The sequence below is a fragment of the Oricola indica genome, assembly GCF_019966595.1.
Taxonomy (GTDB): domain Bacteria; phylum Pseudomonadota; class Alphaproteobacteria; order Rhizobiales; family Rhizobiaceae; genus Oricola; species Oricola indica.
Window position 1 is genome coordinate 806,332 of the sequence record NZ_JAINFJ010000001.1, and the last position, 13,559, is coordinate 819,890.

Consider the following 13,559-nt stretch of genomic DNA (forward strand, 5'->3'; position numbering starts at 1 on the left):
GGAGACGGAAGCCTTGCCGGAAACGCCGGAGTTTCGCATCGAGAAAAGTCCGGACGGAACATGGGTCGGCGATTATGCCGGTCATGTCCTGCGCACCGCGTTTCAGCCGATCTTCCGATTCGAGAAGGGCCGCCTCGCACCCATCGCCTGCGAAGCGCTGCTGCGCGTGTCGCGCGATGGCAACCCGGTGCTCACCGACACCTTCTTCACGTCGCTCGACAAGCCGGCCTTCGAGGCGCTGGAACCGCAACTGCGCAGCCTGCACATCCGCAACGCCTGTCATATCCCGTCCTCCGAGCGGCGACTGTTCCTGAATTTCGACCCGCGTATTCCAGAGCATCCCGCCCGCTTCGAGGCGGCCCTGCGCACCCTCGGCGCGGAATTGCGCGCCGCCGGGATTTCGCCGGCCGACGTCGTTTGCGAAATCACCGAAGCGGAGACGCAGAACAACGCCGCGCTCACCCATTTCGCCTATGAACTGCGCGCCCGCGGCTACATGCTGGCCGTCGATGATTTTGGAACCCGCGCCTCGCGCCAGCAGCGCATCGCGGCCATCGCGCCCGACATCGTCAAGTTCGACGGACGCATGGTCAAAAGACTTCTGTCCAATCCGGCGGGCGCCGCGACGCTGCGCATGATGGTTTCCGAGTTCCACAAGCAAGGCATCCATTCCGTCCTCGAAGGCCTTGAGGCCCTGTGGGAAATCGGCCCGGCCGAAAGCACGGGCGCGCCCATGGTCCAGGGCTACGCCCTCGCCGCGCCACGCATCGTGAGTACGGATTTCTCCAACTGGATCGCCCAGTTCCGGCCGCAGCCCGAAGCCCCCGCTGTCCGGATGGTCAAGACCTTCCGCTGAAAGACATAGAGATGCTGACGCTTTATTCGATGCCGAGCTCCGGCAACTCTTACAAGGTGCGCCTTCTGCTCGCCTTCCTCGGAACGCCCTACGACCATATCGGCGGCGAATACGGCAGCGGCCTGACCGACAGCGATGCGTTCCGCGCACTCAACCCGGCCGGCAAGCTGCCGCTGCTGAAGCTGGAAGACGGCCGCCTGATCGCCGAATCCAACGCCATTCTCCTCTATCTCGCACGCGGCACGCGCTTCCTGCCGGACGACGCCTACGAGCAGGCCCTCTGCCACCAGTGGATGTTCTTCGAGCAGAACAGCCACGAGACCAGCATCGCCGTTCGGGCCGCCATCCTCACCTATCCGCAACGCGCCCATCTGCGCACGCCGGACAGGCTCGACCCGCTGCTTGAAAGCGGAAACCGCGCCCTGTCGATCATGGAAGCCCAACTCGAGAAAACGCCGTTCCTGACCGGCGACGCGCCGACCGTCGCCGACATCTCGCTCTACGGCTACACGCACAGTGCCGAAAAGGGCGGCTTCGATATGCAGCGCTTTCCCGCCGTCAATGCGTGGCTGGACCGGATCGCGGCCGAGCCCGGCCATGTGCCGCTCGCCTTCGTCCCGGGCGCGGCATAAAGGTTTCGTTAATCGATTTCTTCAAATTGCCACAAAATCTCCCGGTGGCCGCCCATTTGTCTCCGTGAACCGGCCCGAATCCCAGCCGAATTTGCGATGGCGCACGCAATCGCGTTCGCAAGCGGGACCGGAGAGGACACGACATGTTTACGGCACTTCGCAAATCGAGCCTCCAGAGCAGGAGCCATTCGCTCAGATCAACCGCGCTTTTGATGGCGGTGCTGGTTCTCGCCAATGTCGTCGCCATTCTCGGTCTCGGCGCGGCCGCTCAGGCCGGAGACTTCCCGGACGCGCTGCGCTACGCCCCGATGACATGGGAGAAGAAGGCGCCGGTCATGCACCAGGCGCCGCAGTCCGAAACCGCCGCCGCAACGAATGCCGCATCGGCCGTCCGCCCATTGCTGCGCGACGAGATCGGCACGGCGACATCAGCGACGGCACGCAATTTCGTCGAGATCCGCAGCGAGGCCTCGCCGAGCACGAAAGCGGTCGCGCTGTCGGCCGAGCGCCATCATCGTTTCCTGCTGATTGCGCTGATGAGCGCGGCGCTCGCCACCATGGCCGGCGTCAGCGCGCTGATGTTCCGAAGCCTCGCCCGCGAGATATCGGAAACCGAGCGCAGACGCCGTTCCTGGTGAAACCACCCTTGGCTCGCCGGATTGCCTACCTAAGTAATCCGGTATGACCCATTACCGTTTGCCAGTAACCCTTTTTGCTCTTGCGGTGGCCGTCTTTCCGGCCGCCGCTGACACCCACGTCGAAAAGACCGACAAGGTCGATATCTCCGCCACGGTGGTCGCCGACGGTCTGTCGCATCCCTGGGGCATGGACATCCTGCCCGACGGCGCATTGCTCGTGACCGAACGCGAGGGCCGTTTGCGCATCGCACGCGACGGCGAACTGTCCGAACCGGCCACCGGCCTGCCGGAGATCGCGGCCGAGGGACAGGGCGGGCTTCTCGATATCGCCCTCGCCCCGGATTTCGCCGATACCGCCGAGGTCTATTTCACCTTCTCCGAACCGGGACCGGGTGGCGCCGGCACCGCATTGGGCCGCGCGGTCCTGGAAGACTGGGACAGCCCCGCCCCGCGCCTCTCCGGCGTCGAGACGATCTTCTCGATGGCGAAGAAAACCGGCACCGGCCACCACTTCGGCTCCCGCATCGTCTTTGCCGGCGACGGCACGGTCTTCGTGACGACCGGCGACCGCGGCGAGTCCGAACGCGCGCAGGATCTCTCCGACCACGCCGGCGCCGTACTCCGCGTCAATCGCGACGGCTCGATACCCGAAGACAACCCCTATGCCGGCGATGAAGCCGCCGCGCCGGAAATCTGGTCGAAAGGCCACCGCAACCTGCAGGGCGCGGCGCTCGATCCGCAAACCGGCGCATTGTGGACCGTCGAACACGGCGCGCGTGGCGGCGACGAGATCAACCGGCCCGAAGCCGGCAAGAATTACGGCTGGCCCGTGATTTCCTACGGCCGCCACTATTCCGGCGCCGAGATCGGTGTCGGAACCGAGGCCCCCGGCTACGAACAGCCGCAATATTACTGGGATCCCTCCATCGCGCCGTCCGGCATGGCGGTCTATCAGGGTGAAATGTTTCCCGAATGGAATGGCGACCTTCTGGTCGGCGCGCTGAAATACCGGATGCTCGTCCACCTCGACCGCGACGAAAGCGGCGCGATCACCGGCGAGGAGCGCTTGCTGGAGGGCGCGTTCGGCCGCGTCCGAGATGTCACCGTCGCGCCGGACGGATCGATCTATCTATTGACCGACGAGGATCCGGGCGCGATCGTCCGGGTCACCCGCGACTGACGCGTGCGCAAGATAATGCTGACCATTCTGATAGCTTTCGCGGCGCTCGTCGCCATTCTTGTCGCGTTCTTCCTTGTCTACGGCCGCGCCGAGACATGGCGGCTTGTCGCCGGCGATCCGGATCTCGGCCAGTTCGACCGTTCGGCGCCGGCCCGCTCCGAACAACCCAATGACGCCCTGTTCTGCACCCCCGGCCTTTGCGAAGGCGTGCCGGTCGACCGGGAGCTTCCCGAATATGCCATGCCGCCCGGTGAACTGATCGAGAGGATCGTGGCGGCGATGGATGAAATCGCCCCTGTCGCGGAGCGCGTCGACGATGGTGGCGACCCCGCACAGGCCCGTTTCGTCACCTATACCGAGGCGCTGCGCTTTCCGGACACGAATTCCTTCGAGGCCGTCCCGCTCGGCGACGGGCGCACCGGCCTCGTCGCCTATGCCCGCGCCCAGCTCGGCAAATCGGACGTCGGCAACAACCGCAAACGCCTCGAAGCCATCGTCTCGCGGATCGACCGCTAAGTCACTCCGGCGGCCAGAGTGCCGGCCAGTTTTCCGGTCCGCCCGCCGGGTCGCCGTCGCAATCGCCCTTTGCGCGCGATTCCGTGAGAATGAAGACATGGCCCTTCGTCCACTCGCGCCATGTCCAGCGGTTGTAGACGCCGCAATCGCCAAGCCCGCGCCCCTTGAAGAAGCCGGACAGTTCCTGCTTGTCCTGATCCCAGGAGATGTTCCAGGCCACGTTGTCGGTCGAGGGGCCTTCCTCCGTCATCACCGGCAACGGAACCATGCGCAGGCTCGAACCGATCCGTTCCCAGAAGGCGTAGGGCTGGTTGTAGGCGCCGCCCATGCCGCAGGGCAGGCCGATCAGCCATGTATCGCCGCCGGAATGCGCCTCGAAGCCGCCGAGATTTGCGAAAAGCTCATCGTCCATCGCGCCGCATGCGGCGTCCGGACTGTCGCGGAACTCGCCGCGCAGCTGGAACGGGAGATCGGATATCGCCGCGATCGCGCGCACCGGCGCGCCCTGATCGCCCGGAGCGGCACCCTCGGCCTGGATGGCGTCTTCGCGCCCGACGCGCCCCTGCACCTCGTCCATGAAAATCAGCCCGGCAACGAAGCCGGACAGCGAGAAGGACGAGCCTGTGTCGAGGCCGCGCGAACGATAGGTGACCCGCAATTCGCGCCCGGCTTTCGCCTCCGCGATCAGTGCGGATATCTGCTCCTCGTCGTCGAAAATATACTCGTAGACGGCTGCCCGGTACGAAAGGTCGGATACCGGGATTTGCAGCACGGTCCGCCCGTCAATGGATATGCCGACGCTCGACCCTGCGGTCAGCGTCTCACGCACGCCGAGAACGAGGCGCACCGGCGCTTCCGGCCGCGCCGTGCGCCGGAAAATCACCGTGTAGACTTCCGATTGCGCGTTGTAGGCCGACACGTCGCAGGTCAGCCCGTCCGTGCAGCTCACCGATATGTCGCGAATGCGCTTGAACTGGCTTGCGGATGCCGTGCCCGCGATCGCCGCCCATCCGGCGACAAGAAGAACGGCAAACAGCGCGCGCCCAAGTCGGGGCCGCAAACCGTTCCGGGAATACGCTCGCATGGATATCCTTTTTCGAACCGCGTTTGACGAGCCATACCTATAGCAGCCCCCGCTCCCGGAAAAGGCCGGAGCGACGTTTTGTCTATGCGGAGATCGCCTCGCGCTCCGGCATATCCGCCTGCGCGGCGCCGGGTTCGGAACCCGACATTCGGGTGCCGAGCAGGATCGCCTGGTGGCGTGCATATTCGGATTTGGCGGCATCTGCATCGAGTGGCCGCGACAGGAAATAACCCTGAACGGCGTCGACGCCGATCTTGCTGAGCGCACTGAGCTGTTCGCCCGTCTCGATACCCTCCGCGACGACCTTCATGCCGTATTCCCGCGCCATGCTCACCAGCATCCGCACCATCGTACCGGCGCGCGGGTCGAGTTCGATACCGTCGACGAAGAACTTGTCGATCTTCAGGATCGCGGCGCCGAGCCCCTGGATGGCGACGAGGCCGTTATGGCCTGTCCCCGCATCGTCGATGGCGATGACCACGCCATTCACCCGCAAGGCCTCGATGCGCCGACGCGCTGTGCGCACGTCGCCGATCTCTTCGCGTTCGGTGATTTCGATCACCACGCATGACGGTTCCAGTCGCGCCCGGCGCAGCAGATTGGCGAACCGGTTCGCGAAAGCCTCGTCGACGACCTGCGAAGGCGATGCGTTGAACGAGAACGTCAGGTTCGGAGCCTCTTCGATGAGATCTCCCATCGCCTCGGCGGTCTGGAACACGAGCGTTTCGAGCAGAAGGTCGGAATGGCCGCCGGTCTCGATCATCGGCACGAAGACCGACGGTGACACGAAGGAGCCGTCCGGCTGCGGCCAGCGCGCGAGCACCTCGAAGCCCGTCATTTCGCCGCTTTCGATGTCGTAGATCGGCTGGAAGTGCGGCACGATCTCGCCACGCGACAAAGCGCTCCCGATCCTGCTCGAAATATTGGAGGGCGACATCAGTCCGCGCGCGATCAGATAGGCAAGGACGATGGCGAGCACGGATTCCACGGCCAGCGTCGCCGGATTGCGCTGTGCGTTCAGCGCCTCCAGCAACACGATCGGCACATGAATGCGAACCGTGAACGGATATCGCTGCGATCGCACCTCGAACATCTCGGTCGCGCCGCCGATTTCCCAGCGCGTGCCTTCGAATTTGCCGATCGTTCGCCCGTTGTTCAACGACAGCCGGACTGCCCCGTTCTCGCGCAAGACCGGCGGCAATACGTCGAAAAACATCGCCTCGGTGTTCACCAGCGCCGCCGCCGAGGTCGTCTCGTCGAAAAACCAGGACACGGCCAGCGCCGGGGTACCGTCCAGACGCAGCGGATTGAGCACGATACTCGAATTGCGGGCCTGCAAGCCGTCGATCGGATTGAAATAGTTGCGTGTCAGCGTCTGGCTGTGCGTGGCGACAGAGCACACGCTGCCGTTGCGCGCCGTGAGGATGTCCGTGATCGACCCGGAGCGGAAGACGGCGTCGTTGAGCGCCACCATGGCTTCGGTGCTGCAGTCGACATGCCCCTTCTCGTAAAGTTCGCCAAGCCTGATGACCGCGTAATCGGTTGCGATCTCGGCGCGGGCCAGCGTGCTCTCGGCGAGAGCGGCCACGCTCTGGTGCTTGAAAGTGGTCGCGATCTGCCGATGAACGAAATCGGCAGCGGCCAGGAACAGTCCTGCAAGCATCACGGTGAGGATCAGAATCCGCACCCGTCGCGAGATATATTTGGACAATTGCGTCGCCATTCGCCACACGCTAGCAAATTCTGGTTTACCGTTTCTTGCCCGGATTCGCGTGTTTGCGCGTATCCGCATCATCTCGTGACAATCCCATGAACCGCGCCACAGCCAACCTCCTGCTCCTGATAACCGGCGCGATCTGGGGCGGTGGATTCGTCGCGCAGGCGACCGCGATGGAAACCATGGGACCTGTGCTGTTCACCGGCATACGGTTCCTCGCCGCCGCGCTCGCGGTCCTGCCATTCGCGGCGCTGGAAGCACGCCGTGCGAAGGCGCCACTCCTGCCGGACGCTGGCCAGTGGAAACGCTATTCGCTGCTCGGCATGCTGCTGTTCTCGTCGCTCGCCGCCCAGCAGGTCGGGCTTCTGACGACAAGCGTCACCAATTCGGGCTTCCTCACCGGGCTCTATGTCGTGCTCACGCCGATACTCGGTGTCGTTCTGTGGCGCTTCTGGCCGCATCCCGTGATCTGGCCGGCGGCACTGCTCGCGCTCGGCGGCATCTGGCTGTTGTCCGGCGGCAAGCCGACGGGCCTTACGGCCGGCGACTGGTGGACGATCCTGTGCGCCGGTCTCTGGGCCTGCCATGTCCAGTTTCTGGGCCGCTTCGTCTCCGGCGCGCGGCCGCTGCAGCTTGCCTGCACCCAGTTCTTCGTCTGCGGTGTCGCCGGCACCGCGCTGGCATTCGCCATCGAACCGGTCGGACTGTCGATGATCCGGGAGTCGGCCGGCGAGATTCTCTTTGCCGGCGTTCTGTCCGGCGGCCTCGCCTTCACGCTGCAGGCGATCGCCCAGCGTCACACCACCGCGCCGCAGGCGGCGATCTTCATGTCCTCGGAGGCGCTGTTTGCCGCGTTCTTCGGCGCGCTTCTTCTCGGCGAGCGCATCGGCCCGGCCGGTTTCGCCGGCTGCGCGCTGATCTTCGTCGCCATGCTCTCCGTCGAAATCGTCCCGATGATGCGAACGCCGAAACGGGCGGCCTGAGCCGCCCGCCCCTTTGCGATTACAACAACTGCCCGCCGGACACCTCGATGCGCTGACCGGTCATCCAGCCATTCTCGGCGGCGATCAGGCTCGATATCGCGCCGCCGATGTCGTCCGGCAGGCCGGCACGGCCCATCGCCGTCGTCGATGCGACCATCTGGTTGACCTGCGGATTGTCGCGTACCGCACCGCCCCCGAAATCCGTCTCGATCGCGCCCGGCGCTACCGTGTTGACGGCGATGCCGCGCGGTCCCAGCTCGAGCGCGAGGTAGCGCGTGAACACCTCCACGGCCCCCTTCATCGTTGCATAGGCGCCGTAGCCCGGCAGGGCGAAACGCGCCAGACCGGACGAGATATTGACGATCCGTCCGCCATCCACCATCAGCGGCAGCAGGGCCTGGGTGAGAAAGAAGACACCCTTCACATGGACGTTCATCAGCGCGTCGAATTCGGCCTCCGTCGTCTCCGCGATCGGATTGTGCGACCCGGTCCCGGCATTGTTGACGAGGATGTCGATCGTGTCGCGGCCCCAGATCTCCCCAAGCGCCGCCTTCAAGGCGTCGATGAAACCGGGAAAACGGGAAATATCCGACGTGTCGAGTTGCAGCGCGACGGCTTTCCGCCCGAGCGCCTCGATCTCCGCGACGGCGCTCTCGGCCTGTTCGCGAGAGGAATTGTAGGTCACGACGCAATCGATACCCTTGCGGGCGAGATGGATCGCGGTGTTGCGGCCCAGCCCCCGGCTGCCGCCGGTGATCAGGGCGATTTTCGTTTCGGTGGTCATGCTTGTCTCCTGTGTCCACGTGTCGTCTTGGGACAGTACGGAGCTAGCGATCCGTCGCCGAAACTGCCTGCCGGTTTCTCCGAAGAACATGCCTGATCCTCCGGGATGCCCGCCTGCGTGGCGCAGACCGGCCGCGACAGCGCTTCTCACCAAGTGTAACCGCGATCAAATCGACCGGTCGCCGTGTGCCGCGTGACCGCTCGAAGCCCCGTCGGAAGGAAGGACGGATGCCCGCGCGCCACAATTTCACCGCGCCAGGTGCCGCTCGTTCTGGGACAGGACGGTGCGGATGCGCCGACTGTGGCTGAATTCGGGCAATACGGCCCGATTATGTCATTGTTTTCAGTTATTTATCGACACGCTTCGTGATTTGAATTCGGTCACTTCCGGCGTCTAGTTCGGCCCGTCGCCGCGGTTTGATCCAAGCCCCCCTCCCTACCAGCCCGGATCGGTCGCGGCGACAAAGCCAACAGAAATGGGAAAGGATCCCGAGCATGAAGAAAATCGTCACAGCCATTCTCGCCGGCGTCGCCATGACGGCGACAGCATTCGCGTCGTTCGCCGGCGAAGGCGAGGGCGTCATTGCCAGCGTCGACGCCGAGACCCGCACCATTGTGCTTCAGGACGGCTCCACTTGGACCGCCGCCGATGATGTCGATCTCGCCGCGCTGGCGCCCGGCGATGCGATCAAGGTCGTTTACGAAGACGGCACCACGGTGCTGACGTCGGTCGAAAAGACCGCGATGTAGGCGCCCGGCCGGCCGGTCCCTCTCCGGTCCGCCAGCAGGGATGGCGCGCCTCCTGCCGGGCGTCGCCATCCCGTCTTCGGCCGGACCGCGATATCGATCGCGGCGTTTTCGCGGCGAATTCGAGACTTTTTCAAGCCACTGTTTTCAAACGTAAATTCAATTGCAAAGCGCTCCGAACAGCGCTAGTGACTTTTTGGCCCGGCAGCGCCGTCCACATCGACGTGCCTCCTGAGACCGGGTTTGTTTTCACGGAAAACCGAAATGAGAAAAGCTCTCATCGCCATGGTCGCGACGCTTGCCGCGACCGTCTCCCTTCATGCCGCCGAAATGCAGGCCGTCGTCGAAGCCGTCGATTATGATGCCAACGCAGTAACCCTCGATGACGGCGAGACCCTGATCGTCGCCGAAGGCGTCGACTATTCCTCGATCACCGAAGGCGATCTCGTCAACATCGTCGTCGACGACAATTCGGGCGAAATCACCGAGATCGTGTTCGCGGACTGACCCCGCGCTTCGCCACGACCGGCCGGACCCCGTGTCCGGCCGTTTCGTTCAGATCGACGTTTTCGTTACCGCTGTTTCGGGATCGCCCGTATTCGGCGTCCCCGCCGGTTCGATGATGAGGATTTCGGTCTCCTCCTCCGCCACCGGGCGGTGCTCCACCCCTTTCGGCACGACGAAAAGCTCCCCCGGGCCCAGCGTTACGCTACCGTCCCGCATCTCGATGCGAAGCCGCCCTTTCAGGACGAGGAAGAAATCGTCCGTGTCGGGATGCGAGTGCCAGACGAACTCGCCCTTCGCCTTCACCACCATCAGGTCATGGCCGTTGAACCCGCCGACGATCTTCGGCGACCAGTGCTCGGTAAACTGCGACAGTTTGTCCACGAGATTGACCGGAGGAACCATCATTCGTCTCCCTGAACCAGCGGCCAGACTTCGACAACCCCATGCGCCACCGCACATGGCACGCCCGGGATCTTCTCGGCCTCGATCACCGCGAATCCGGCATCGTCGCCGTATCCGATCGTAATGAGTTCGGACATGGTCCGCTCCTTTGCGTTTACGTCAATATCGCCCGGGGACGACCGCCCTGTCACGCTCAGGGCTGAACCGGCGTCTCCGCCATGCCCAGATGCAGATGCGTTCCCTCATACGGATTGGCGCGCGCGACCGCCTCGTCGATCTCGACGCCGAGACCCGGCGTGTCCGGGATCACCGTGTAGCCGTTCTCGACCTTCAGCGGGACTTTCAGCAACTCGGCGTGAAACCCGCCCCAGTCCTTGATCGCTTCCAGGATCAGGAAATTCGGAGTCGAGGCGGCAAGCTGGATATTCGCGGCGGCGACCACCGGCCCGCAATAACAATGCGGCGCGACAAGAGCGTGATGCACCTCCGCGATGGCCGCGATCTTTTTCGTTTCCCAGATACCGCCGGACCGGCCGCAATTGGGCTGGACGATCTGCGCCGCCCCAAGCGCCAGCAGCCGCTGGAATTCGTATTTCGTCGTCAGCCGTTCGCCGGTCGCCACCGGGATCGAGGTCTTCGCCGCGAATTCCGCCATCGCCTCCGGCATGTCCGGGGGCACCGGCTCCTCGAACCACAGCGGATCGCAGGCCTCGATCGCCCTCGCCATCCGCGCCGCGCCCGACGGAGTGAACTGGCCATGCGTGCCGAACAATATGTCGGCCCGCGTGCCGACAGCCTCGCGCACCGCTTTCATCATCGCGGCGGAGCGCTCGATATCGGTCAGCAGCGGCTGGTGCGGATCATGGATCGTATACGGCCCGGCCGGATCGAATTTCACCGCCGTGAAGCCCTGCTCCACCCAATGGACCGCGTTCTCCGCCGCGAGGTCCGGATCGTTGTAGACAGTCTTCCCGCTCGCCTCGTCAGGATAGATCGGCCCGTCGGCAGGGTAGAGATAGGTGTAGGAGCGCAACGCCTCGTGCACACGCCCGCCGATCAGCGCATGGACCGGCTTGCCCGCCTCCTTGCCGACGATGTCCCAGCAGGCCATCTCCAGCGCCGAATAGCACGCCATCATCGAAAGGTCCGGCCGCTGCGTGAAACCGGACGAATAGCAGCGCCGGAAGAACGCTTCGATGTCGTGCGGATCGTGGCCGGCGAGATGCCGCGCGGCGACATCCTCGATCGCCGCCGCCATCACCTTCGGCCCGAAGGTCGCCCCATAGGCCTCGCCCCAGCCGGTCACGCCACCGTCGCTCGTCAGCTTGACGAACAGAAAATACCGCCCGCCCGCCGCGCCCTCCGGCGTCCCGACGATGAAGGTCTCGACGTCCTTGATCTGCATGAAATCCTCCGCTGCGCGAATGCGCCGGTAATGACGACCGACTAGAACACCACCACATTGCGCAGCGCTTCGCCACGCTTCGTGCTGTCGATCGCCGCGTTGATGTCGTCGAGCGCGAACCGACCGGTCACCAGCTCGTCCAGCTTCAGGCGTCCCGCCTTGTAGAGCGAGACCAGATAGGGGATATCGCGCGATACCCGCGCAGAGCCCATCTTGGAGCCGATGATGCGCTGGTTCCAGGCGGCCAGCAGCCCCGGATCGAATTCGCCCATCACGCCCGACGGCGGCATGCCGACGATGACGATCGAGCCGTTCTTGGTGATGTATTGCGACGCGCCGTCGATCGCGGATTTCGCGCCGACCGTAACGAAGACATAATCGACGCCGCGCCCGCCCGTCGCCGTCATCAGGATGTCGCGGACATCGCCATGCGCCGGGTTGAGCGCCAGCGTCGCGCCGAAGCGCTTCGCGGCGTCGAGCTTGTCGTCGGCAAGATCGATCGCCGCGATGATCCGCGCACCGGCGGCCAGCGCGCCCTGCACCGCGTTCAGCCCGACCCCACCGCAGCCGATCACCGCGACATTGGCCCCGGCCGGAATCCGCGCCGTGTTGGTGACCGCCCCGAAACCGGTGATCACGCCGCAGGCGAGCAGCGAGGCGGCATCGAAGGCGATATCCTTCGGGATCACCGCGATCTGGCTTTTTTCCACCACCACCTTTTCGGCGAACGCGCCGGTGCGCAGCCCGTGCACGAGCGGCGCGCCGCCCTGCGTCGCAATCGGGGAGCGCCGGTCGAGCGGAAACACCTCCTCGCACAACACCTGGTCGCCGCCCGCGCAATAGGGGCACTGGCCGCAGGAGCGGATCAGCGTCACCACGGCGTGGTCGCCGGGCTGCACGCCCTTCACGCCCGCGCCCACCGTTTCCACGACACCGGCCGCCTCGTGACCGAGGACCATCGGCAATTCGCCGCCCCAGCCGCCCTCGGCGAAGATGATGTCGGAATGACAGATGGCGCAGGCTTTCACCGCCACCTTCACCTCGCCCGGCCCGGGATCGGCGAGCGTCACGCTCTCGATCGACAGCGGCGCATTGAAGTCGCGGCAAACCGCCGCTCGAATGGTCTCTGGCATGGAGGCAAATCCGGTTGAACGTCCGGAAACGCTAGTGCCCGCCCGGTCCCGCCGTCCTTATTTGCGGCGACATCGTCTGTCGGCTTTGTGATGCTGACGGAAAATCATGCCATCGATCGGGTCTTGCGCACAGCCATATCGAGACCGTCATGCACGAGGTCCACCAGGCCGGCGTCGCGCATCGCGACAAGCCCCGCCGCGGTCGTCCCGGCATAATCGATCATCTCCTGAACATGATCGTGCGGCGTCTTTCCGCCATCGTGCAGCATCGTGCCGCCCGACAGGAAAAGCTGCCGGATCGCCTTCAGCGCGATGTCGGGCTCGATCCCGGACCGGACCGCATAGGAGACCATGGCGTCCGCGAACAGCGCCACGAATCCCGGCACCGGTCCGGTCAACGCCGTGAAGCACTCGATCTGGCCTTCGTCGGCGACCGCATCGCTGGCGCCGCAAGCGGACAGCAATCCGCCGACCGTCGCGCGATCCGCTTCCGTGACGGCGTCAGAACCGATCCAGGGCGAATAGGCCAGACCATGTTCCGCCGCGGGGCTGCTCATCGCCCTCACGACACGCGACGAACCGGTGAAATCGGACAATTGCGCCCGGCTGACGCCGGCCATCACCGATATCACCAGCGTGTCGGCGGCATTCATCCCGAGCGACCCGGCTTGCGCGGGCGGCACCGCCAGCAGGATCGTGTCGCAGGCATCGGCCAGAACCTGATTGCTCGCGACCGCGCCGACGCCGGGCCAGGTTTCGAGCCCCGCAGGCAGGCCGGACCGGTTGGACACCACGAGCGAATCGGGAGCGACATACCCGCTCGAAAGCAGCCGCCGCGCGATCGCGCCTCCGAGCATTCCCGTTCCGCCGACGATGCCGAGCGCTTTCCGATCTGCCATGCACGCCTCCAAATTACGTAACGTAATAAGCTAATCACATCGCGCGCGGGGTGAAAACCGCGTGTGGCCCGGCTGTT

The 13,559-nt window shown here is 64.8% G+C and carries 16 protein-coding genes; 8 read left to right on the forward strand and 8 right to left on the reverse strand.

The window, feature by feature from the left end:
• Positions 1 to 13 precede the first annotated feature (13 nt).
• From LC343_RS03795 to LC343_RS25215, 5 genes are all read left to right on the forward strand, one after another.
• Positions 14 to 856, forward strand: a complete 843-nt coding sequence (locus tag LC343_RS03795) for an EAL domain-containing protein (protein ID WP_223475754.1) — start codon at positions 14 to 16, stop codon at positions 854 to 856.
• 11 nt (positions 857 to 867) lie between these two features.
• Entirely contained in the window at positions 868 to 1,488 is a 621-nt protein-coding gene (locus tag LC343_RS03800) for a glutathione S-transferase family protein (protein ID WP_223475755.1), read from the forward strand.
• A 143-nt stretch (positions 1,489 to 1,631) separates the two neighbouring features.
• Entirely contained in the window at positions 1,632 to 2,126 is a 495-nt protein-coding gene (locus tag LC343_RS03805) for a hypothetical protein (protein ID WP_223475756.1), read from the forward strand.
• A 43-nt stretch (positions 2,127 to 2,169) separates the two neighbouring features.
• A complete protein-coding gene (locus LC343_RS03810; RefSeq protein WP_223475757.1) occupies positions 2,170 to 3,306 on the forward strand; it encodes a PQQ-dependent sugar dehydrogenase in 1,137 nt (378 codons plus the stop codon).
• A 3-nt stretch (positions 3,307 to 3,309) separates the two neighbouring features.
• The gene (locus LC343_RS25215) at positions 3,310 to 3,822 is read left to right on the forward strand and encodes a DUF1499 domain-containing protein (RefSeq protein WP_223475758.1); all 513 of its coding nucleotides are present in this window, start codon (positions 3,310 to 3,312) and stop codon (positions 3,820 to 3,822) included.
• Between the two features lies 1 nt (position 3,823).
• On the opposite strand, the gene LC343_RS03820 is transcribed toward LC343_RS25215, so the two are convergent.
• Together LC343_RS03820 and LC343_RS03825 are read right to left on the reverse strand one after the other, a co-directional pair.
• Positions 3,824 to 4,906, reverse strand: coding sequence for a DUF1176 domain-containing protein (locus LC343_RS03820; RefSeq protein WP_223475759.1), 1,083 nt, complete (start codon positions 4,904 to 4,906; stop codon positions 3,824 to 3,826).
• A gap of 82 nt (positions 4,907 to 4,988) precedes the next feature.
• Positions 4,989 to 6,617, reverse strand: a complete 1,629-nt coding sequence (locus LC343_RS03825) for an EAL domain-containing protein (RefSeq protein ID WP_223475760.1) — start codon at positions 6,615 to 6,617, stop codon at positions 4,989 to 4,991.
• Between the two features lie 98 nt (positions 6,618 to 6,715).
• On the opposite strand from LC343_RS03825, the gene LC343_RS03830 reads away from it, so the two are divergent.
• Complete coding sequence (locus LC343_RS03830; RefSeq protein WP_223475761.1) at positions 6,716 to 7,606, forward strand: DMT family transporter; 891 nt, start codon at positions 6,716 to 6,718, stop codon at positions 7,604 to 7,606.
• 19 nt (positions 7,607 to 7,625) lie between these two features.
• Here LC343_RS03830 and LC343_RS03835 read toward each other — a convergent pair whose 3' ends face one another.
• Complete coding sequence (locus tag LC343_RS03835; protein ID WP_223475762.1) at positions 7,626 to 8,390, reverse strand: SDR family NAD(P)-dependent oxidoreductase; 765 nt, start codon at positions 8,388 to 8,390, stop codon at positions 7,626 to 7,628.
• A 494-nt stretch (positions 8,391 to 8,884) separates the two neighbouring features.
• Here LC343_RS03835 and LC343_RS03840 point away from each other — a divergent pair, with 494 nt between their 5' ends.
• Positions 8,885 to 9,139, forward strand: a complete 255-nt coding sequence (locus tag LC343_RS03840) for a DUF1344 domain-containing protein (RefSeq protein ID WP_223475763.1) — start codon at positions 8,885 to 8,887, stop codon at positions 9,137 to 9,139.
• 261 nt (positions 9,140 to 9,400) lie between these two features.
• Positions 9,401 to 9,643: a DUF1344 domain-containing protein gene (locus LC343_RS03845; protein WP_223475764.1), complete on the forward strand. Its 243-nt coding sequence runs from the start codon at positions 9,401 to 9,403 to the stop codon at positions 9,641 to 9,643.
• A 48-nt stretch (positions 9,644 to 9,691) separates the two neighbouring features.
• Here LC343_RS03845 and LC343_RS03850 read toward each other — a convergent pair whose 3' ends face one another.
• The 5 genes from LC343_RS03850 to LC343_RS03870 form a co-directional block, all read right to left on the reverse strand.
• The gene (locus tag LC343_RS03850; protein ID WP_223476106.1) at positions 9,692 to 10,045 is read right to left on the reverse strand and encodes a cupin domain-containing protein; all 354 of its coding nucleotides are present in this window, start codon (positions 10,043 to 10,045) and stop codon (positions 9,692 to 9,694) included.
• Positions 10,045 to 10,182, reverse strand: a complete 138-nt coding sequence (locus LC343_RS03855) for a hypothetical protein (protein ID WP_223475765.1) — start codon at positions 10,180 to 10,182, stop codon at positions 10,045 to 10,047. The genes LC343_RS03850 and LC343_RS03855 overlap by 1 nt, the downstream gene beginning before the upstream one ends.
• 56 nt (positions 10,183 to 10,238) lie before the next feature.
• On the reverse strand, positions 10,239 to 11,450 hold the full coding sequence (locus tag LC343_RS03860) for a mandelate racemase/muconate lactonizing enzyme family protein (RefSeq protein ID WP_223475766.1): 1,212 nt from the start codon (positions 11,448 to 11,450) through the stop codon (positions 10,239 to 10,241).
• A 41-nt stretch (positions 11,451 to 11,491) separates the two neighbouring features.
• The gene (locus LC343_RS03865; RefSeq protein ID WP_223475767.1) at positions 11,492 to 12,583 is read right to left on the reverse strand and encodes a Zn-dependent alcohol dehydrogenase; all 1,092 of its coding nucleotides are present in this window, start codon (positions 12,581 to 12,583) and stop codon (positions 11,492 to 11,494) included.
• 104 nt (positions 12,584 to 12,687) lie between these two features.
• Positions 12,688 to 13,482: a pyrroline-5-carboxylate reductase family protein gene (locus tag LC343_RS03870; RefSeq protein WP_223475768.1), complete on the reverse strand. Its 795-nt coding sequence runs from the start codon at positions 13,480 to 13,482 to the stop codon at positions 12,688 to 12,690.
• Positions 13,483 to 13,559: the final 77 nt, after the last annotated feature.